This is a genomic window from Citrobacter sp. EC_71, assembly GCF_019584005.1.
Taxonomy (GTDB): Bacteria; Pseudomonadota; Gammaproteobacteria; order Enterobacterales; family Enterobacteriaceae; genus Citrobacter; species Citrobacter werkmanii.
The window spans coordinates 34253-55071 of the sequence record NZ_VDAY01000014.1 but is presented as its reverse complement, the minus strand read 5'-3'; the positions used below and the strand labels follow the sequence as shown (position 1 = coordinate 55071).

General features: G+C 53.2%; 17 protein-coding genes and 2 tRNA genes. 16 read left to right on the top strand and 3 right to left on the bottom strand.

Annotated features, from left to right (window positions below; genetic code table 11):
- Positions 1-40 precede the first annotated feature (40 nt).
- Positions 41-889: a dihydropteroate synthase gene (folP, locus tag FHD02_RS15885; protein ID WP_042311280.1), complete on the top strand. Its 849-nt coding sequence runs from the start codon at positions 41-43 to the stop codon at positions 887-889.
- A complete protein-coding gene (gene glmM / locus FHD02_RS15880) occupies positions 882-2219 on the top strand; it encodes a phosphoglucosamine mutase (RefSeq protein ID WP_220394082.1) in 1338 nt (445 codons plus the stop codon). Before folP ends, glmM begins: the two co-directional genes overlap by 8 nt.
- A 49-nt stretch (positions 2220-2268) precedes the next feature.
- On the opposite strand, the gene dcuC is transcribed toward glmM, so the two are convergent.
- Both dcuC and iadA read right to left on the bottom strand, forming a co-directional pair.
- The gene (gene dcuC / locus FHD02_RS15875; RefSeq protein ID WP_220394081.1) at positions 2269-3732 is read right to left on the bottom strand and encodes a C4-dicarboxylate transporter DcuC; all 1464 of its coding nucleotides are present in this window, start codon (positions 3730-3732) and stop codon (positions 2269-2271) included.
- Positions 3733-3742: 10 nt separating this feature from the next.
- Positions 3743-4876: a beta-aspartyl-peptidase gene (iadA, locus tag FHD02_RS15870; protein WP_137360128.1), complete on the bottom strand. Its 1134-nt coding sequence runs from the start codon at positions 4874-4876 to the stop codon at positions 3743-3745.
- A 148-nt stretch (positions 4877-5024) separates the two neighbouring features.
- Between iadA and FHD02_RS15865 the strand changes: the two genes are divergently transcribed.
- The 3 genes from FHD02_RS15865 to FHD02_RS15855 all read left to right on the top strand — a co-directional run bounded on the left by FHD02_RS15865 (position 5025) and on the right by FHD02_RS15855 (position 6514).
- Positions 5025-5918 (top strand): LysR family transcriptional regulator, encoded by an 894-nt coding sequence (locus tag FHD02_RS15865; RefSeq protein ID WP_042311273.1) that lies wholly within the window; start codon positions 5025-5027, stop codon positions 5916-5918.
- Positions 5919-6085: 167 nt separating this feature from the next.
- Positions 6086-6418 carry a preprotein translocase subunit SecG gene (secG, locus tag FHD02_RS15860; RefSeq protein WP_003025000.1) on the top strand — a complete coding sequence of 111 codons (333 nt, stop codon included), beginning with the start codon at positions 6086-6088 and terminating at the stop codon, positions 6416-6418.
- A gap of 9 nt (positions 6419-6427) precedes the next feature.
- Positions 6428-6514 (top strand) — tRNA-Leu (locus FHD02_RS15855).
- Positions 6515-6711: 197 nt separating this feature from the next.
- Here FHD02_RS15855 and argG read toward each other — a convergent pair.
- Positions 6712-8055: an argininosuccinate synthase gene (argG, locus tag FHD02_RS15850; RefSeq protein ID WP_220394080.1), complete on the bottom strand. Its 1344-nt coding sequence runs from the start codon at positions 8053-8055 to the stop codon at positions 6712-6714.
- A gap of 334 nt (positions 8056-8389) precedes the next feature.
- Between argG and FHD02_RS15845 the strand changes: the two genes are divergently transcribed.
- From FHD02_RS15845 to deaD, 11 genes are all read left to right on the top strand, one after another.
- Positions 8390-8466, top strand: a tRNA-Met gene (locus FHD02_RS15845).
- Between the two features lie 207 nt (positions 8467-8673).
- Positions 8674-9126, top strand: a complete 453-nt coding sequence (gene rimP, locus FHD02_RS15840) for a ribosome maturation factor RimP (protein WP_042311367.1) — start codon at positions 8674-8676, stop codon at positions 9124-9126.
- A gap of 28 nt (positions 9127-9154) precedes the next feature.
- Entirely contained in the window at positions 9155-10642 is a 1488-nt protein-coding gene (gene nusA / locus FHD02_RS15835) for a transcription termination factor NusA (RefSeq protein WP_038634199.1), read from the top strand.
- A gap of 24 nt (positions 10643-10666) precedes the next feature.
- Entirely contained in the window at positions 10667-13357 is a 2691-nt protein-coding gene (gene infB / locus FHD02_RS15830; RefSeq protein ID WP_038634196.1) for a translation initiation factor IF-2, read from the top strand.
- Between the two features lie 167 nt (positions 13358-13524).
- Complete coding sequence (gene rbfA, locus FHD02_RS15825; RefSeq protein ID WP_003024988.1) at positions 13525-13929, top strand: 30S ribosome-binding factor RbfA; 405 nt, start codon at positions 13525-13527, stop codon at positions 13927-13929.
- The gene (gene truB / locus FHD02_RS15820; RefSeq protein ID WP_042311264.1) at positions 13929-14873 is read left to right on the top strand and encodes a tRNA pseudouridine(55) synthase TruB; all 945 of its coding nucleotides are present in this window, start codon (positions 13929-13931) and stop codon (positions 14871-14873) included. The genes rbfA and truB overlap by 1 nt, the downstream gene beginning before the upstream one ends.
- A gap of 148 nt (positions 14874-15021) precedes the next feature.
- Positions 15022-15291 carry a 30S ribosomal protein S15 gene (rpsO, locus tag FHD02_RS15815; protein WP_000059465.1) on the top strand — a complete coding sequence of 90 codons (270 nt, stop codon included), beginning with the start codon at positions 15022-15024 and terminating at the stop codon, positions 15289-15291.
- Positions 15292-15537: 246 nt separating this feature from the next.
- A complete protein-coding gene (pnp, locus tag FHD02_RS15810; protein WP_137360126.1) occupies positions 15538-17673 on the top strand; it encodes a polyribonucleotide nucleotidyltransferase in 2136 nt (711 codons plus the stop codon).
- A 109-nt stretch (positions 17674-17782) separates the two neighbouring features.
- Positions 17783-18667, top strand: a complete 885-nt coding sequence (nlpI, locus tag FHD02_RS15805) for a lipoprotein NlpI (RefSeq protein WP_003024982.1) — start codon at positions 17783-17785, stop codon at positions 18665-18667.
- A gap of 106 nt (positions 18668-18773) precedes the next feature.
- Entirely contained in the window at positions 18774-18854 is an 81-nt protein-coding gene (gene yrbN, locus FHD02_RS15800; RefSeq protein WP_010723222.1) for a protein YrbN, read from the top strand.
- A complete protein-coding gene (deaD, locus tag FHD02_RS15795; RefSeq protein ID WP_220394079.1) occupies positions 18847-20763 on the top strand; it encodes an ATP-dependent RNA helicase DeaD in 1917 nt (638 codons plus the stop codon). Before yrbN ends, deaD begins: the two co-directional genes overlap by 8 nt.
- The last annotated feature ends 56 nt before the right edge of the window (positions 20764-20819 follow it).

Below are 20819 nucleotides of genomic sequence, written 5' to 3'. Positions count from 1 at the left end.
TCTTATCTGCATACTCAAGATTTTTACCAGGGATAAAACTATGAAACTCTTTGCTCAGGGTTCTTCACTGGATCTCAGCCATCCTCACGTCATGGGGATTTTAAACGTTACGCCAGATTCTTTTTCCGATGGCGGGGCGCACAACTCTCTGGTTGAGGCGGTAAAACACGCAAATCTGATGATTAACGCCGGGGCGACTATCATTGATGTGGGGGGGGAGTCCACGCGTCCGGGCGCGGCCGATGTGAGCGTGGAAGAAGAGCTGCAGCGAGTGATCCCCGTGGTGGAGGCGATTGCTCAGCGCTTTGAAGTGTGGATTTCCGTCGATACCTCAAAACCCGAAGTGATTCGCGAATGCGCGCGGGTCGGCGCACATATCATTAATGACATTCGTTCACTCTCGGAACCCGGGGCGCTGGAAGCCGCCGCGGAAACCGGACTGCCGGTTTGTTTGATGCATATGCAGGGGCAGCCGAAAACCATGCAGGAAGCGCCAAAGTACGAGGATGTGTTCGCTGAGGTAAATCGTTACTTTGTTGAGCAAATAGCACGTTGTGAACGAGCCGGAATCACAAAAGATAAATTGTTGCTCGACCCGGGATTCGGATTCGGTAAAAATCTCACCCACAACTACACATTACTGGCGCGCCTGGCTGAGTTTCATCATTTTGATCTGCCGCTGCTGGTTGGAATGTCACGAAAATCAATGGTTGGTCAACTGCTGAATGTGGGGCCATCCGAACGCCTGAGCGGGAGTCTTGCGTGCGCGGTGATTGCCGCAATGCAGGGGGCGCAGATCGTTCGTGTCCATGACGTCAAAGAAACCGTAGAAGCGATGCGTGTGGTGGAAGCCACATTGTCTGCAAAGGAAAACAAACGCTATGAGTAATCGTAAATATTTTGGCACTGATGGGATCCGTGGTCGCGTAGGCGACACCCCAATTACCCCTGACTTTGTGCTCAAACTGGGGTGGGCGGCAGGAAAAGTGCTGGCACGTCATGGTTCACGAAAAATTATCATCGGTAAAGATACGCGTATTTCTGGCTATATGCTGGAATCTGCGCTGGAAGCGGGCCTGGCTGCCGCAGGTCTTTCTGCCTCTTTCACTGGCCCAATGCCAACACCTGCCGTTGCTTATCTGACGCGTGCTTTCCGTGCGGAAGCCGGGATCGTTATCTCCGCTTCGCACAACCCGTACTATGACAACGGGATCAAATTTTTCTCTATCGACGGCACCAAACTGCCGGATGCGGTTGAAGAAGCTATAGAAGCCGAGATGGAAAAAGCGATCACCTGCGTGGATTCGGCTGAGCTGGGTAAAGCCACCCGTATCGTCGATGCCGCCGGTCGCTATATCGAGTTTTGCAAAGGCACCTTCCCGAATGAACTGAGCCTGAGTGAGCTTAAAATTGTGGTGGATTGCGCTAACGGTGCGACGTATCACATTGCGCCAAATGTACTGCGTGAGTTGGGCGCCAATGTTATTGCCATTGGTTGTGAGCCAAACGGCGTTAACATCAATGAAGAGGTCGGCGCTACCGACGTCCGTGCCCTGCAAGCGCGGGTGATCGCAGAAAAAGCCGATCTGGGTATCGCGCTGGACGGCGACGGAGATCGCGTGATCATGGTCGACCACGAAGGCAATAAGGTCGACGGTGACCAAATCATGTATATCATCGCCCGTGAAGCGCTGCGTCAGGGACAGCTCCGCGGTGGCGCGGTAGGCACGCTGATGAGCAACATGGGCCTTGAGCTGGCGTTGAAACAGTTGGGTATTCCGTTTGCCCGTGCGAAAGTCGGTGACCGCTATGTCCTGGAAAAAATGCAGGAAAAAGGCTGGAGTATCGGTGCGGAAAACTCAGGCCATGTGATCCTGCTGGATAAAACCACCACCGGTGACGGTATCGTGGCAGGTCTGCAGGTGCTGACTGCAATGGTGCGCAATCATATGAGTTTGCACGACCTGTGCAGCGGCATGAAAATGTTCCCGCAGCTGCTGGTTAATGTTCGTTACACCGCAGGTAGCGGCGATCCGCTGGAAAATGAAAATGTGAAAGCGGTGATGGCAGACGTTGAAGCGGCGCTGGGTAATCGTGGACGCGTCCTGTTGCGTAAGTCTGGCACTGAACCATTAATTCGTGTGATGGTTGAAGGTGAAGACGAGGCGCAGGTAACTGAATTCGCCCACCGTATTGCAGATGCAGTGAAAGCGGCGTAAACACTGAAGACAGTGAGAGCCGGAGTCTGAGACTCCGGCTTTTTTTTTACTATACCGCCAGCGGCTGTTTACGTCGGCGTTGCCAGAAATACCCCCCGAGCATCAGTAGTACAAGGACTGCCAGCCACGGCAGAACCGCCAGTAAATGCCCTGACCGGGCAAAGGTCAGCGCAATCATTAGTAGCCAACCCCCGAGCATCGGGATCGCGGTGCGCTTGACAATATCTACTGGCGATACGCCGGCAATGCCCGCGATGGCAATGATGACGCCAGCAATGGGAGATAACGTACGACCAATACCCGCCGATATCTGGATAGGTAGCATCATCACTGCGATATCGCTGCCGATATGGCGGCTGATGTCCGGCACCATTGGGGCGAAGGAGAAAAATGCCGCATTTCCGGAACCCATCAGCGCTGAAATCGCAAAGGTGATAAGTGTCATCAACAGGATAATTGAGGCGGCGCTGAGACCAAATTCACCGGAAAGCGACAGCAGTGCGTCGACGGCGCCAATGGCTTTCAGCCCGGCAGAAAAAACTTCACCGGCGATAATCAGCGTCACCACGGTGGCAAAAACGCTGCCCATGCTGTCGAATACCTTTTGTACGCCAGCCATGACTTCCCGGGCTTTACGATGGCGTCCGTACTCACAAACCAGCGTAATGGCCAGACTTATCAGTACGGCGGTATCCAGCGTAATTTTGAGCGAGCTGAACACTAAATCGCTGCACACCAGCATCAACACCAGCGGCAGCATGGGCAAAAACAGCCAGCCGATCGGGGCGTCGGCTTCTTCGGTCGACGTTAATGTCTGCATCTGCTGAGCCGTATTGTCACCGCTTTCCCGACGATCGAAAAAGCGTTGCACAACAATATGCAGCAGCGCGATGAAAAGGATAACGGGGACAACGATCGGCAACTGATCCTGCACGAAATAGTTCACGACCTCGATACCTGCGGTTTTGGCGGCGAGAACTGAGTTGCCGGAACCGGGGCCAAACTCAACCGCACAGGTACTGGCGATAACGGCGGCAACGGCGGCGCGACTGCAGCCCAGTCGGGTCAGCAGTGGGTAAAGCGTCGCCATTAACAACAGGCCCAGTCCGGTAGCGCTGCTGATAAACAGCGACAGGAATTGGCCCAGCAGCAGCGCCAGTCCCAACAGCAGGTAAGGCGAGTTCAGACGCTGCAACGGACGAGACGTCACCCGAACCAGCACCTGGCTTGCGCCAATGGCCGACATATAGGTAGCGAAGCCACCAATCAACATAATTTGCAGCCCAAGACCGCCGAGGCGCACGCTCAGGGTATCGCGAATAAATTCAAAGGCGTCGAAGGGGCCAAAGCCGGTGCTTTTTTTCACCAGGCTACTGAGTGTCGTCATGCCACTAAAATGCGCGATCAGCAGGAGTATAATCCCGGTCAACAGCAGTACTGACTGGGGATGATACTTTTTGAGAATCAGACGTCCGGCAAAGATAATGGCGATTAGCGCCAGTAATAATGACATTCTCGCCTCCTCACTCAAAGTTGCCGGTGACCAGGCACTCGCCATCGCGCAGCAACGGTTTACCCGCAGCAAACAGATGGGCCAGCGAGAGGTCATCATTAAGTACGCAGATATCGGCACGTTCCCCGGCGCAGAGCACGCCGCCGGAAATACCCAGCGAGCGTGCGACGTTTGCCGTCAACATGGCGATCGCCTGAGACACCGGAATTCCCACATCAATCAGGCGGGGAAGCAGGTTAAGGTTACCTGCGACCGGCGCCGCGCTTAAACCCTCCACGATACCCTGAGCGTTAAAGCGCGGTACGCTGCCATTGCCATCAGAACTGATCGTGATGCGCTCGGCCGGAACCTGTGCTTCCAGGGCGTGGAGGATCGCCTGCTCCTGAGGTGTAAAGCGGCTGCCGCCAGACGTAACGTCGATATGGCCGCCGCGATGGGCGAAAGCAATCGCCTGTTCGAACAAGGGTTCTGTTCTCGCCACATGCGTCGGCGAAATGTGGTGAATCGGAATGCCTGCATCACACAGCTCAAGCAGTTGCGACATCCCTTCCGGTAGATTCCCCAGGTGGACATGCAACAGCCCTTTTTTCCCGGCCAGTAAGGAAGAGACGCGGATATCGCTGACTATTCTCAGCAATTCCTGGAAAGAGGGATACGAACCGCGGTGATCGGCGAGCGCGATTTTTACGCCAAGAATCGCCGGAATAAATGCCATGTCATCGCGGATGGATCGCGTAATGGTCGGGCTGGGTACCGCGTAGGCTCCCGTGTGCATAAACGCACGCAGTCCTTCGAGATTAAGGGACTGCATTTTGGCGTAGAGATCTTTCGGTGAGCGAGAAATAGCGTCGGTACCCAACACGCCGACGACCGTGGTAATGCCCGCCTGAATCAGATCGCGCAGCTTGACGGCTGGCGTCCGACTGGCAAACCCGGCTTCCCCGCCGCCACCGGTAAGATGGACATGCTGATCGATGATACCAGGGATAACCCATTTACCCCGACAATCGATGACCTCTTTGACGCCATCAAAGAGCGAAATATCTTTTTCTACCGCCACAATTCGGTCGGCATGAATGAGCAGGGAGCAGAGGCCTAAATCCTCAGGGGAAAAAACACGGGCATTGGTCAGTAAAGTAAACATATCGGTCCTGTCAAACGTCGAGGGTGAGAGTCGGCAGGTGAAACGGAATATTGTTGTTATGACGCTCACCATAAAGCCATTACTATATCTATGACTATTACCGATTTGTTATTGGAGGATGCGGTTATGGCATGGTGGAGAGTTAAACGTGGATTGTAAGTGGCTGGAAGATTTTCTGGCGTTGAGTCAGCATGGAAATTACTCTCAAGCCGCTGCGCAGCGGCATATTACTCAACCTGCACTCAGTCGGCGTATTAAAGCTCTGGAAGAGGTGCTGGGCGTGCCATTGTTTGATCGGACCACAACTCCCGTCACGCTGACGCGCTATGGTGAACGTTTTGAGCCCTATGCCCGACACGTCCTCAGTACGTTAACAGAGGCGCGCCACGAGCTATCGGCGATGTCGCCCGCAACGGATAACACGCTGGTCATGGTCAGTCTGCATACGCTGTCGGTCAATATCCTGCCGGATATGATCAACTATTTACGCCAGAGTGAACCACAGCTCAATTTCACGGTAAATGCCAGTATTCAGGGGATAGACAACCACTTTAATGCGCTGATTGACCGGCAGATTGATTTGCTGGTGACATACGACTTACCGTCAGCGCAGCCTGGGCTGGAGATCGCCGGCGGATTAAAACGTTCGCTATGGCGATATGAACGATTTATTCCGGTTATTTCTGCACAGCTGGCGGATACGCTTGACGATCCGCAGGTGTCTATTCCGTGGCTCTGCTACAGCGACTATACCTTTGTCAGACGCATTATTGAGCCGGCAGAACAACGCGTCCGTCCGCGCCTGAAAAAAGTCTTTGAGAGCGGTTTAAGTGAAACGATACGCGAAATGGTACTGCGCCATATGGGAATGGCATGGTTACCCGAATCAATGGTGGCGGAAGAGTTGGTGAATCAGCAAGTTATTCACTGTTGGCCAGAAAATGGCGATCTGATTTGTGAAATCCCCGTTGTGGTATGGGCTAACCTTGACGATCAACGCGCAGTCATGCAGAGATGCTGGGAGAAATTGCTGCGTTTTTGATTGATATGGCGATTTTTTCCGCAGTTGATACAATGCTAACAAATTGCCCTTGCGAAGGTTATTCGCTTTGGTTAGTATTCACACCCGCTTCAGTGGGAAACAGTAAACATTCCCGCTTTAATGGTCGAAGCATTGTACGCGGCAACTCCGCAAGGAACAGGTTGATTATGCACGAAGCTCTTTTAGTAGTTTTCCTTATTGTGGCAATTGGCCTGGTAGGCTTGATCATGCTGCAGCAAGGTAAAGGCGCTGATATGGGAGCCTCTTTTGGCGCAGGCGCTTCTGGTACTCTGTTTGGTTCAAGTGGTTCTGGTAACTTCATGACCCGTATGACGGCTGTATTGGGAACCTTGTTCTTCATCATCAGTCTGGTGCTGGGTAACATGAACAGCAATAAGACCAATAAAGGAAGTGAGTGGGAAAATCTGAGCGCACCGGCGAAAACCGAGCAAACTCAGCCAGCTGCTCCGGCTCAGCCGACCAGCGATATCCCACGCTAAGTATTCTGTACCGAGGTGGTGGAATTGGTAGACACGCTACCTTGAGGTGGTAGTGCCCTAACGGGCTTGTGGGTTCGAGTCCCATCCTCGGTACCAAATTCCAAAAAAAAGACGCTGCAAAGCGTCTTTTTTTTCGTCTGTTATTTGTGGCTATCCTGTAGGTCGGATAAGGCGTTAACGCCGCCATCCGACATTATTACAACGCCTGATGGCGCTACGCTTATCAGTCCTACAGACACCTTATATTCCGCGCATAAAAAAGGCCGCTTTCGCGGCCTTAAAATGATGAATGTTTACTTCGCTTTGTTTTCCAGATTCTCAACCTGCGGCAGGCCGGTCGTTGAAGAGGCGGTCAACAGACCGGCTTTCGCGTAGCCGAACAGCTTCTCGCGGGTATCGGTAATGTCCAGATTACGCATGGTCAGCTGGCCGATACGATCGTCAGGTGAGAATACTGACTCGCCTTTCTCCATGGTCAGACGCTCAGCCTTATAGGTCAGGTTGTCGGACACGGTATTGAGGATCGAGTAGTCGTTGCCGCGGCGCAGCTCCAGCGTCACTTCGCCGGTGATCTGGCTGGCGACCCAACGCTGCAGACCGTCACGCAGCATCAATGCCTGCGAGTCGAACCAGCGTCCCTGATACAGCAGACGACCAAGCTGGCGACCGTGCGCGTGATACTGCTCGATGGTATCTTCGTTATGAATACCGGTCAGCAGACGCTCGTAGGCGATATGCAGCAATGCCATCCCCGGGGCTTCGTAGATGCCACGGCTCTTCGCTTCAATGATACGGTTTTCAATCTGATCGCTCATACCCAGACCGTGACGGCCGCCGATACGGTTGGCTTCCAGCATCAGTTCCACGTCGTCGCTAAAGGTTTTACCGTTCAGCGCAACCGGATGACCCTGTTCAAAACGCACGGTCACTTCTTCTGCCGGGATCTTCACGCTCTCATCCCAGAACTTCACGCCCATAATCGGGTTGACGATTTTGACGCTGGAGTTCAGGAATTCCAGATCTTTTGCTTCGTGGGTCGCGCCGAGCATGTTGGAGTCAGTGGAGTACGCTTTCTCAACGGACATTTTGTAGTCGAAACCACAGGCAATCATAAATTCGGACATCTCATGGCGACCGCCGAGTTCATCGATAAAATCGGTATCCAGCCATGGTTTATAAATCTGCAGTTCGGCGTTGGTCAGCAGGCCGTAACGATAGAAACGTTCAATATCGTTACCTTTATAGGTGCTACCGTCACCCCAGATATTTACGCCATCTTCTTTCATGGCGGCAACCAGCATGGTGCCGGTAACGGCGCGGCCCAGCGGAGTGGTGTTGAAATAGGTCAGGCCACCGGTGGTGTTGTGAAAGGCGCCGCACTGAATGGCAGCGATCCCTTCGGCAACCAGCTGCTTGCGGCAATCTACCAGGCGAGCATTCTCAGCACCATATTCCATTGCACGGCGAGGAATGGCGTCATAGTCATCCTCATCCGGCTGGCCCAAATTTGCAGTATATGCATATGGGACAGCCCCTTTTTGTCGCATCCACAGCAGTGCTGCACTGGTGTCCAGGCCGCCGGAAAAAGCGATACCAATACGTTGACCTACCGGGAGATGCTTGAGAATCGTCGTCATAAAATAAAACCCTGCTTGATAGACTGGTGAAGAGGTCGGCTTATTATACTAAATGCATTTTTATGCAAAATAAATGAGTTTTCATTTAATCATCTTTTCTGGATGACAGGAAGAGTTTAGTGACAATTTCGTTAAATAGCGGCGCGGATGGCATATTTATCTTACTGGAGATGCGCTGGTAGGCATTCATTGATTTGCATAGTCGTAACAAGGTTGACATAACGCATAGTGAATCAATATACTGTGCGCAGATTTTACGTCCCGTCCTCGGTACCAAATCCCAGCAGTATTTGCATTTTTTACCCAAAACGAGTAAAATTTGCCACGTTTCAGGCGCGGGGTGGAGCAGCCTGGTAGCTCGTCGGGCTCATAACCCGAAGGTCGTCGGTTCAAATCCGGCCCCCGCAACCACTTTCCCTTAGAGTTCTTTTTCAAATATACTGTGAAGACTTAGGCCTTCGTAGCTGGATTTGAAAAAAATTCTTTCGGAAGGTTCTCCGAACCGCAGGTGCGGTTATAGGGTTCAGTTATCTAAAGCCCCGATTTATCGGGGTTTTTTGTTATCTGACTACAGAATAACTGGGCTTTAGGCCCTTTTTTTATGTCTTGGGGGTGGGCTTGTCCACATTAGAGCAAAAATTAACAGAGATGATTACAGCACCGGTTGAAGCCCTGGGCTACGAACTGGTCGGCATCGAATTTATTCGCGGTCGCACATCCACACTGCGCATCTATATTGATAGTGAAGATGGCATCAATGTTGATGATTGTGCTGATGTGAGCCATCAGGTAAGCGCCGTGATGGATGTCGAAGACCCAATCACCGTTGCCTATAACCTGGAAGTTTCCTCGCCGGGTCTCGACCGTCCTCTGTTCACTGCTGAACACTACGTGCGTTTCCTGGGGGAAGAAGTCACGCTGGTTCTTCGTATGGCGGTACAAAACCGTCGTAAATGGCTGGGCGTTATCAAAGCGGTGGACGGTGAGATGATCACGGTCACAGTCGAAGGTAAAGATGAAGTGTTCGCGCTGAGTAATATCCAGAAGGCGAACCTGGTTCCCCACTTTTAACAGTCTGGATTGAGGTGAAAAGCCCGCGATGAACAAAGAAATTTTGGCTGTTGTTGAAGCCGTATCCAACGAAAAAGCGCTGCCACGCGAGAAAATTTTTGAAGCGCTGGAAAGTGCGCTGGCTACAGCAACAAAGAAAAAATATGAGCAAGAGATCGACGTCCGCGTAGAAATCGATCGTAAAAGCGGTGATTTCGATACCTTCCGTCGTTGGGTAATCGTAGAAGAAGTTACTCAGCCGACCAAAGAAATTACCCTGGAAGCGGCACGCTTCGAAGACGAAAGCCTGAACGTGGGCGACTATGTTGAAGATCAGATTGAATCTGTCACCTTTGACCGTATCACCACCCAGACCGCGAAACAGGTTATCGTACAGAAAGTACGTGAAGCTGAACGCGCAATGGTTGTTGATCAGTTCCGCGAACACGAAGGTGAAATCGTTACGGGTGTGGTGAAAAAAGTTAACCGTGACAACATTTCCCTGGATCTGGGCAGCAATGCTGAAGCCGTGATCCTGCGTGAAGACATGCTGCCGCGCGAAAACTTCCGCCCTGGCGACCGTATTCGTGGCGTTCTGTACTCTGTGCGCCCGGAAGCGCGTGGTGCGCAACTGTTCGTCACCCGTTCCAAACCGGAAATGCTGGTTGAGCTGTTCCGCATTGAAGTGCCAGAAATTGGCGAAGAAGTGATTGAAATTAAAGCGGCTGCTCGCGATCCTGGCTCTCGTGCGAAAATCGCCGTTAAGACCAACGACAAGCGTATCGACCCGGTCGGTGCTTGCGTCGGTATGCGCGGTGCGCGCGTACAGGCGGTCTCTACCGAACTGGGCGGCGAGCGTATCGATATCGTCCTGTGGGATGATAACCCGGCGCAGTTCGTGATTAACGCAATGGCGCCAGCAGATGTCGCTTCTATCGTGGTGGATGAAGACAAACACACCATGGATATCGCGGTTGAAGCCGGTAACCTGGCTCAGGCGATTGGACGTAACGGTCAGAACGTCCGCCTGGCTTCACAACTGAGCGGTTGGGAACTCAACGTAATGACCGTTGATGACCTGCAAGCGAAGCATCAGGCTGAAGCACATGCAGCCATCGATACCTTCACCAAATATCTCGATATCGATGAAGATTTCGCGACAGTTCTGGTGGAAGAAGGTTTTGCGACGCTGGAAGAACTGGCCTACGTGCCAATGAAAGAACTGCTGGAAATTGACGGCCTTGATGAACCGACCGTTGAAGCGCTGCGCGAGCGTGCTAAAAACGCACTGACCACTCTGGCACTGGCCCAGGAAGAAAGCCTCGGTGATAACAAACCGGCTGACGATCTGCTGAATCTGGAAGGATTGGATCGCGATATGGCCTTCAAACTGGCTGCCCGTGGTGTTTGTACGCTGGAAGATCTCGCCGAACAGGGCATTGATGATCTGGCTGATATCGAAGGGTTGACCGACGAAAAAGCCGGTGAGCTGATTATGGCTGCCCGTAATATTTGCTGGTTCGGTGACGAAGCGTAATAAACTGTAGCAGGAAGGAACAGTATGACAGATGTAACCGTAAAAACGCTGGCTGCAGAGATACAGACCTCCGTGGATCGCCTGGTACAGCAATTTGCTGATGCAGGTATCCGGAAGTCTGCTGATGACTCTGTGTCCGCACAAGAGAAACAAACCTTACTGGCGCATCTGAACCGTGAGAACGGCTCAGCGCCGGATAAGTTGACATTGCAGCGTAAAACGCGCAGTACTCTCAATATTCCAGGTACCGGTGGGAAAAGCAAATCGGTACAAATCGAAGTCCGCAAGACACGCACCTTTGTGAAACGCGATCCGCAAGAGGCTGAACGCCTGGCCGCGGAAGAGCAGGCGCAGCGTGAAGCGGAAGAGCAAGCCCGTCGTGAGGCAGAAGAAGCTGCCAAACGCGAGGCGCAACAAAAAGCCGAACGTGAGGCCGCAGAACAAGCTAAGCGTGAAGCCGCTGATAAAGCGAAACGTGAAGCTGCGGAAAAAGACAAAGTGAGCAATCAACAGACCGACGATATGACTAAAACCGCCCAGGCCGAAAAAGCCCGCCGTGAAAATGAAGCCGCAGAACTGAAACGTAAAGCGGAAGAAGAAGCACGTCGCAAGCTTGAAGAAGAAGCTCGCCGCGTAGCGGAAGAAGCTCGCCGTATGGCGGAAGAAAACGAGAAAAATGGTGTGGATAACGCTGAACCTGTTGAAGATACCAGCGATTATCACGTCACGACTTCTCAGCACGCTCGCCAGGCAGAAGACGAAAACGATCGTGAAGTTGAAGGCGGCCGTGGTCGTACTCGCAGCGCGAAAGCCGCGCGCCCGGCGAAGAAAGGCAACAAACACGCTGAATCGAAAGCCGACCGTGAAGAAGCGCGCGCCGCAGTTCGTGGTGGTAAAGGCGGTAAACAGCGTAAAGGTTCCGCTCTGCAGCAGGGCTTCCAGAAGCCAGCTCAGGCCGTTAACCGTGACGTTGTGATCGGCGAAACCATCACCGTTGGCGAACTGGCTAACAAGATGGCGGTTAAAGGCTCTCAGGTCATCAAAGCGATGATGAAACTGGGCGCAATGGCGACCATCAACCAGGTCATCGACCAGGAAACCGCACAACTGGTTGCCGAAGAGATGGGCCACAAAGTTATCCTGCGTCGTGAAAACGAGCTGGAAGAAGCAGTAATGAGCGACCGTGACACCGGCGCTGCGGCTGAACCGCGCGCACCGGTTGTAACCATCATGGGTCACGTTGACCACGGTAAAACTTCCCTGCTGGACTACATTCGTTCTACGAAAGTGGCTTCTGGCGAAGCGGGCGGCATTACTCAGCACATCGGTGCGTACCACGTTGAAACTGACAACGGTATGATCACCTTCCTGGATACTCCGGGTCACGCCGCGTTTACCTCTATGCGTGCTCGTGGTGCTCAGGCAACGGATATCGTGGTTCTGGTTGTTGCAGCAGACGACGGCGTGATGCCGCAGACCATCGAAGCTATCCAGCACGCGAAAGCGGCAGGTGTGCCGGTGGTGGTTGCAGTCAACAAAATCGATAAACCAGAAGCGGATCCGGATCGCGTTAAAAACGAACTGTCCCAGTACGGCATCATGCCGGAAGAGTGGGGCGGCGAAAGCCAGTTCGTCCACGTTTCTGCTAAAGCCGGTACCGGTATCGACGAACTGCTGGATGCGATCCTGCTGCAGGCCGAAGTTCTGGAGCTGAAAGCTGTTCGTAAAGGTATGGCGAGCGGCGCGGTAATCGAATCCTTCCTGGATAAAGGTCGTGGTCCGGTTGCTACCGTCCTGGTGCGTGAAGGTACGCTGCATAAAGGCGACATCGTACTGTGTGGCTTCGAATACGGCCGCGTGCGTGCGATGCGTAACGAACTGGGTCAGGAAGTTCTGGAAGCAGGTCCGTCCATTCCGGTGGAAATCCTCGGTCTGTCCGGCGTTCCGGCTGCCGGTGACGAAGTGACCGTGGTGCGTGACGAGAAGAAAGCCCGTGAAGTTGCACTGTATCGTCAGGGCAAATTCCGTGAAGTTAAACTGGCTCGTCAGCAGAAATCTAAACTTGAGAACATGTTCGCCAACATGACCGATGGCGAAGTTCACGAAGTGAACGTCGTACTGAAAGCTGACGTACAGGGTTCTGTAGAAGCGATCTCCGACTCCTTACTGAAACTGTCTACCGACGAAGTGAAAGTGAAGATCATCGGTTCCGGCGTAGGTGGTATCACTGAAACCGACGCGACCCTGGCTGCGGCGTCCAACGCGATTCTGGTTGGCTTCAACGTCCGTGCTGATGCTTCTGCGCGTAAAGTGATCGAATCTGAAAGTCTGGATCTGCGTTACTACTCCGTCATCTATCATCTGATCGACGAAGTGAAAGCGGCGATGAGCGGTATGCTGTCTCCGGAACTGAAACAGCAGATCATCGGTCTGGCTGAAGTGCGCGATGTGTTTAAATCACCGAAATTTGGTGCGATCGCGGGCTGTATGGTTACCGAAGGTACTATCAAGCGTCACAACCCAATCCGCGTCCTGCGCGACAACGTGGTTATCTATGAAGGCGAGCTGGAATCCCTGCGCCGCTTCAAAGATGACGTTAACGAAGTCCGTAACGGTATGGAATGTGGTATCGGCGTTAAGAACTACAACGACGTTCGCGTTGGCGATATGATCGAAGTGTTCGAGATCATCGAGATCAAACGTACTATCGCATAATCTTCGTAATGCCCGGTGGTACTTCGTTTACCGGGCCTACGTTAGGATTGTTAGCCGGGTTGTAGGCCTGATAAGCGTAGCGCCATCAGGCTTTAAAGCGCCACCCGGCAAGAAATTTAAAAAGGGGCTTATGGCCCCTTTTTTGTCTTTATTCTGGAGAATTTATTATGGCGAAAGAATTTGGTCGCCCGCAGCGTGTCGCGCAAGAGATGCAGAAAGAGATCGCACTCATCCTGCAACGCGAAATCAAAGACCCGCGTGTTGGCATGATGACCACCGTATCGGGTGTTGAGATGTCCCGTGACCTGGCGTATGCCAAAGTATTCGTGACTTTCCTTAACGACCAGGACGAAGCGGCTGTGAAAAACGGCATTAAGGCCCTGCAGGAAGCCTCTGGTTTTATCCGCTCCCTGCTGGGGAAAGCGATGCGTCTGCGTATCGTGCCTGAACTGACCTTCTTCTACGACAACTCGTTGGTTGAAGGGATGCGTATGTCTAACCTGGTGACCAGCGTGGTAAAACATGACGATGAACGTCGTGTGAACCCAGCGGACGACAGCAAGGAGGACTGATGAGTCGTCCTCGTCGTCGTGGTCGCGACATTCACGGTGTCCTGCTGCTGGATAAGCCGCAGGGCATGTCCAGCAATGACGTACTGCAAAAAGTAAAGCGCATCTACAATGCCAACCGTGCGGGTCATACCGGCGCGCTGGATCCGCTGGCGACGGGCATGCTGCCCATCTGCCTCGGTGAAGCGACGAAGTTTTCGCAGTATTTGCTGGATTCTGACAAACGCTATCGCGTAGTAGCCCGCCTGGGGCAACGTACTGACACCTCCGATGCCGATGGGCAAATCGTGCAGGAACGTCCCGTAACCTTCAGCGCAGAGCAACTTGCGAGCGCGCTGGAGACTTTCCGCGGCGATATCGAGCAGATTCCGTCAATGTATTCGGCGCTGAAGTATCAGGGTAAAAAGCTGTACGAATATGCGCGTCAGGGTATTGAAGTGCCGCGTGAAGCGCGCCCGATTACCGTCTATGAGCTGCTGTTTATTCGCCATGAAGGTAACGAGCTGGAGCTGGAAGTTCACTGCTCCAAAGGTACCTATATTCGCACTATTATCGACGATCTGGGCGAGAAGCTCGGCTGTGGTGCGCACGTAACGTACCTGCGTCGTCTGACGGTCAGCAAGTATCCGGTGGATCGTATGGTGACGCTGGAACACTTGCGCGAGCTGGTTGAACAGGCTGAGCAGCAGAACATTCCGGCCGCTCAGTTGCTTGATCCCTTGCTGATGCCAATGGACAGTCCAGCATCGGACTATCCTGTTGTTAATTTGCCTTTAACATCGTCGGTTTACTTTAAAAATGGTAACCCGGTACGTACGACAGGTGTCCCGCTGGAAGGCCTGGTGCGTGTGACGGAAGGCGATGACGGCAAATTTATCGGCATGGGGGAGATCGACGATGAAGGTCGTGTCGCCCCTCGTCGCCTGGTGGTTGAATATCCGGCATAACGCTCTCTGTCTTGCGATAAAAGGGCGCTGCGAGTAGAATACTGCCGCTTAACGGCGCGTAAATTGTTTAACAATCTGCGTGGCGTACACTGGGATAGCTGAATTAGAGATCGGCATCCTTTCATTCTTAACACTTTGGAGTTTTAAAATGTCTCTAAGTACTGAAGCTACCGCTAAAATCGTTTCTGAGTTTGGTCGTGATGCAAACGACACCGGTTCTACCGATGTTCAGGTTGCTCTGTTGACTGCACAGATTAACCACCTGCAGGGCCACTTTGCAGAGCACAAAAAAGATCACCACAGCCGTCGTGGTCTGCTGCGCATGGTTTCTCAGCGTCGTAAACTGCTCGACTACCTGAAACGTAAAGATGTTGCACGCTACACCGCGCTGATCGAGCGTCTGGGTCTGCGTCGCTAATTCTTTCGAGTTTCAGAAAGAGGGGGCCTTCATGGCCCCTTTTTTCCAGCAGATGGCAGCAATTCGCTGGAAACTAATGTATTGTTGCTATGAATGATCTTCCGTTGCAGAGGTTCGCGCGGCTAATGAGAGGCTTTACTCATGCGTATGGGTTAGGGTTGTCATTAGTCGCGAGGATGCGCAGAAGATCGGGTATTAACGATGGCGCAAAAATGTGCCGTCAAAAAATAGAGAAAGGATATTATTTTGCTTAATCCGATCGTTCGTAAATTCCAGTACGGTCAGCATACCGTTACGCTGGAAACCGGCATGATGGCGCGTCAGGCGACTGCCGCTGTTATGGTTAGCATGGATGACACTGCGGTATTCGTTACCGTTGTTGGCCAGAAAAAAGCGAAACCAGGCCAGGACTTTTTCCCGCTGACCGTTAACTACCAGGAGCGTACCTACGCTGCTGGCCGTATCCCGGGTAGCTTCTTCCGTCGTGAAGGCCGTCCGAGCGAAGGCGAAACCCTGATCGCGCGTCTGATTGACCGCCCGGTTCGCCCGCTGTTCCCGGAAGGGTTCGTTAACGAAGTTCAGGTTATCGCGACCGTTGTTTCTGTTAACCCACAGGTTAACCCGGATATCGTGGCAATGATCGGCGCATCCGCTGCGCTGACGCTGTCTGGCATCCCATTCAACGGCCCGATCGGTGCTGCACGTGTTGGTTATATCAATGACCAGTACGTACTGAACCCGACTCAGGATGAACTGAAAGAAAGCAAGCTGGACCTGGTTGTTGCCGGTACCGAAGCTGCCGTACTGATGGTTGAATCCGAAGCTGAACTGCTGAGCGAAGACCAGATGCTGGGCGCTGTAGTATTCGGTCACGAACAGCAGCAGGTTGTTATTCAGGCTATCAACGAGCTGGCGAAAGAAGCCGGCAAACCGCGTTGGGACTGGCAGCCAGAAGCCGTCAACGAAGCGCTGAACGCGCGCGTTGCCGCACTGGCAGAAGCTCGTCTGAGCGATGCTTACCGTATCACCGACAAACAAGAGCGTTACGCTCAGGTTGACGTGATCAAATCTGAAACCATCGCGACTCTGGTGGCTGAAGATGAAACCCTGGACGCTAACGAACTGGGTGAAATCCTGCACGCCATCGAGAAAAACGTTGTTCGTAGCCGCGTACTGGCAGGCGAGCCGCGTATCGATGGCCGTGAAAAAGACATGATCCGTGGTCTGGACGTGCGTACTGGCGTTCTGCCGCGTACCCACGGTTCCGCGCTGTTCACCCGTGGCGAAACTCAGGCGCTGGTTACCGCGACCCTGGGCACCACCCGTGATGCGCAGAACCTCGACGAACTGATGGGCGAGCGTACTGACAACTTCCTGTTCCACTACAACTTCCCTCCGTACTGCGTAGGCGAAACCGGTATGGTCGGTTCTCCGAAGCGTCGTGAGATTGGTCACGGTCGCCTGGCGAAACGTGGCGTGCTGGCAGTGATGCCGGAACTGGATAAATTCCCGTACACCGTGCGTGTGGTTTCTGAAATCACCGAATCTAACGGTTCTTCTTCCATGGCTTCCGTATGCGGCGCTTCCCTGGCGCTGATGGACGCAGGCGTGCCGATCAAAGCCGCCGTTGCGGGTATCGCGATGGGTCTGGTGAAAGAAGGCGACAACTATGTTGTTCTGTCTGACATCCTGGGCGACGAAGACCACCTGGGCGATATGGACTTCAAAGTGGCGGGTTCCCGCGACGGTATCTCTGCACTGCAGATGGATATCAAAATTGAAGGTATCACCAAAGAGATCATGCAGGTTGCTCTGAACCAGGCTAAAGGTGCGCGTCTGCACATCCTGAGTGTGATGGAACAGGCGATTAACGCGCCGCGTGGCGATATCTCTGAATTCGCTCCACGTATCCACACCATCAAGATCAGCCCGGACAAGATTAAAGACGTTATCGGTAAAGGCGGTTCTGTTATCCGTGCCCTGACCGAAGAGACTGGCACTACTATCGAAATCGAAGATGACGGTACTGTGAAGATCGCAGCGACCGACGGCGAGAAAGCGAAATATGCTATCCGTCGTATCGAAGAGATCACTGCAGAGATCGAAGTAGGTCGTATCTACAATGGTAAAGTGACCCGTATCGTTGACTTTGGCGCATTCGTTGCCATCGGTGGCGGTAAAGAAGGTCTGGTACACATTTCTCAGATCGCTGATAAGCGCGTTGAGAAAGTGACCGATTACCTGCAGATGGGCCAGGAAGTACCGGTTAAAGTTCTGGAAGTTGATCGCCAGGGCCGTGTACGTCTGAGCATTAAAGAAGCAACTGAGCAGTCTCAGCCTGCAGGCGAACCGGAAGCTCCGGTAAGCCAACAGGGCGAGTAAGGTTGCCATTGCCCTCCGTGTGAGCGGAGGGCCTTTAACCCGGCAGGACGCCTTGTTAGCAACCGGGGAACCTGGACGTTCATTCAATCGTTGTCTTCGGGAGTGGGAAATGAAGCCTTTTTTGCGCTGGTGTTTCGTTGCGACAGCACTCACGCTGGCTGGATGCAGTAATTCCGCCTGGCGTAAGAGTGAAGTCCTCGCAGTACCATTGCAACCGACTTTGCAGCAGGAAGTGATTCTGGCACGTATGGAACAAATTCTTGCCAGTCGGGCTTTAACCGATGACGAACGCGCACAGCTTTTATATGAGCGCGGAGTGTTGTATGATAGTCTCGGTCTGAGGGCACTTGCGCGAAATGATTTTTCACAAGCGCTGGCAATCCGACCAGATATGCCTGAAGTATTCAATTACTTAGGTATATATTTAACGCAGGCAGGCAATTTTGATGCTGCCTATGAAGCGTTTGATTCTGTACTTGAGCTTGATCCAACTTACAACTACGCGCACTTAAATCGCGGTATCGCATTGTATTACGGCGGTCGCGACAAGTTAGCGCAAGATGATCTGCTGGCGTTTTATCAAGACGATCCCAATGATCCTTTCCGCAGTCTGTGGCTTTATCTTGCCGAGCAGAAGCTCGATGAGAAGCAGGCTAAAGAAGCGTTAAAACAACGCTTCGAAAAATCGGATAAAGAGCAATGGGGATGGAACATTGTCGAGTTCTACCTGGGCAACATTAGCGAAGCAACGCTGATGGAACGCCTGAAGGCGGACGCAACGGATAACACCTCGCTCGCTGAGCATCTCAGTGAAACCAACTTCTATTTAGGTAAGTACTACCTAAGTCTGGGGGATTTGGACAACGCTACGGCATTGTTCAAACTGGCGGTGGCTAACAACGTTCATAACTTTGTTGAGCACCGATACGCATTGTTGGAATTATCGCTCCTGGGCCAGGACCAAGATGACCTGGCAGAATCGGACCAGCAATAGCTGACGTACACATCAGCCCGTAATCTTTTTTGATTGCCATCACCTTCACGGGTGAGGGCGTTGTTGTTCGTTAATACACCTACTTTGAGCCGGTTCACACTTTTCAATGAAAATTGCAGATCAATTTCATGATGAGTTATGTAGACTGGCCGCCATTAATTTTGAGGCACACGTACTACATGGCTGAATTCGAAACCACTTTTGCAGATCTGGGCCTGAAGGCTCCTATCCTTGAAGCCCTTAACGATCTGGGTTACGAAAAACCATCTCCAATCCAGGCAGAGTGCATTCCGCATCTGCTGGGCGGTCGCGATGTTCTGGGTATGGCCCAGACCGGTAGCGGCAAAACGGCAGCGTTCTCTTTACCGCTGCTCAACAATCTTGATCCTGAGCTGAAGGCACCTCAGATTCTGGTGCTGGCACCGACCCGCGAACTGGCGGTTCAGGTTGCAGAAGCCATGACGGATTTCTCTAAACACATGCGCGGCGTGAACGTGGTAGCCCTGTACGGCGGCCAGCGTTATGACGTGCAATTACGTGCCCTGCGTCAGGGACCACAGATCGTCGTCGGTACGCCGGGCCGCCTGCTGGATCACCTGAAGCGCGGTACTCTGGACCTCTCCAAACTGAGCGGTCTGGTACTGGACGAAGCTGATGAAATGCTGCGTATGGGCTTCATCGAAGACGTTGAAACCATCATGGCGCAGATCCCGGAAGGTCATCAGACCGCGCTGTTCTCTGCCACCATGCCGGAAGCGATTCGTCGTATTACCCGCCGCTTTATGAAAGAGCCGCAGGAAGTACGTATTCAGTCCAGCGTCACTACCCGTCCTGACATCAGCCAGAGCTACTGGACTGTATGGGGCATGCGTAAAAATGAAGCGCTGGTGCGTTTCCTGGAAGCAGAAGATTTTGATGCGGTGATTATCTTCGTCCGTACCAAAAATGCGACCCTGGAAGTGGCAGAAGCGCTGGAGCGTAGCGGTTATAGCAGCGCTGCACTGAACGGCGACATGAACCAGTCTCTGCGTGAGCAGACTCTGGAGCGTCTGAAAGATGGCCGTCTGGATATTCTGATTGCAACCGACGTTGCGGCCCGTGGCCTGGACGTTGAGCGTATCAGCCTGGTTGTTAACTACGACATCCCGATGGATTCCGAGTCTTACGTTCACCGTATCGGCCGTACCGGTCGTGCGGGTCGTGCGGGTCGTGCGCTGCTGTTCGTTGAGAACCGTGAGCGTCGTCTGCTGCGTAACATCGAACGCACCATGAAGCTGACCATTCCAGAAGTAGAACTGCCGAATGCAGAGCTGCTGGGCAAACGCCGTCTGGAAAAATTTGCCGCGAAAGTACAGCAGCAGCTGGAAAGCAGCGATCTGGATCAGTACCGTGCTCTGCTGGCGAAAATGCAGCCGGAAGAAGAGCTGGATATCGAAACGCTGGCAGCCGCACTGCTGAAAATGGCTCAGGGCGAACGTCCGCTGATCCTGCCGCCAGATGCGCCGATGCGTCCGAAACGCGAATTCCGCGACCGTGACGATCGTGGTCCGCGTGACCGCAACGATCGTGGCCCGCGTGGCGACCGTGAAGACCGTCCGCGTCGTGAGCGTCGTGACGTTGGTGATATGCAGCTGTACCGCATTGAAGTGGGTCGTGATGACGGTGTTGAAGTCCGTCATATCGTTGGCGCGATTGCTAACGAAGGTGATATCAGCAGCCGTTACATCGGTAACATCAAGCTGTTTGCTTCCCACTCCACCATCGAACTGCCGAAAGGTATGCCGGGCGACGTGCTGCAGCACTTTACCCGTACCCGCATCCTGAACAAGCCGATGAACATGCAGCTGGTTGGCGATGCCGTACCGCACACCGGTGGTGAGCGTCGTGGCGGTGGTCGCTTCAGCGGCGAGCGTCGTGAAGGCGGTCGCGGTGAAGGCCGTGGTTTTGGCGGTGAGCGTCGTGAAGGCGGTCGTGGTGATGGTCGTCGTTTCAGCGGCGAACGTCGTGAAGGTGGTCGTGGCCCGCGCCGTGACGATTCTTCAGCTCCGCGTCGTGATGATTCAGCCGGTCGTCGTCGTTTCGGCGGTGACGCATAAGCCTCACGGTTTAACAGCGTAAAGTAATATATACAGCCTCGATCTCAACAATCGGG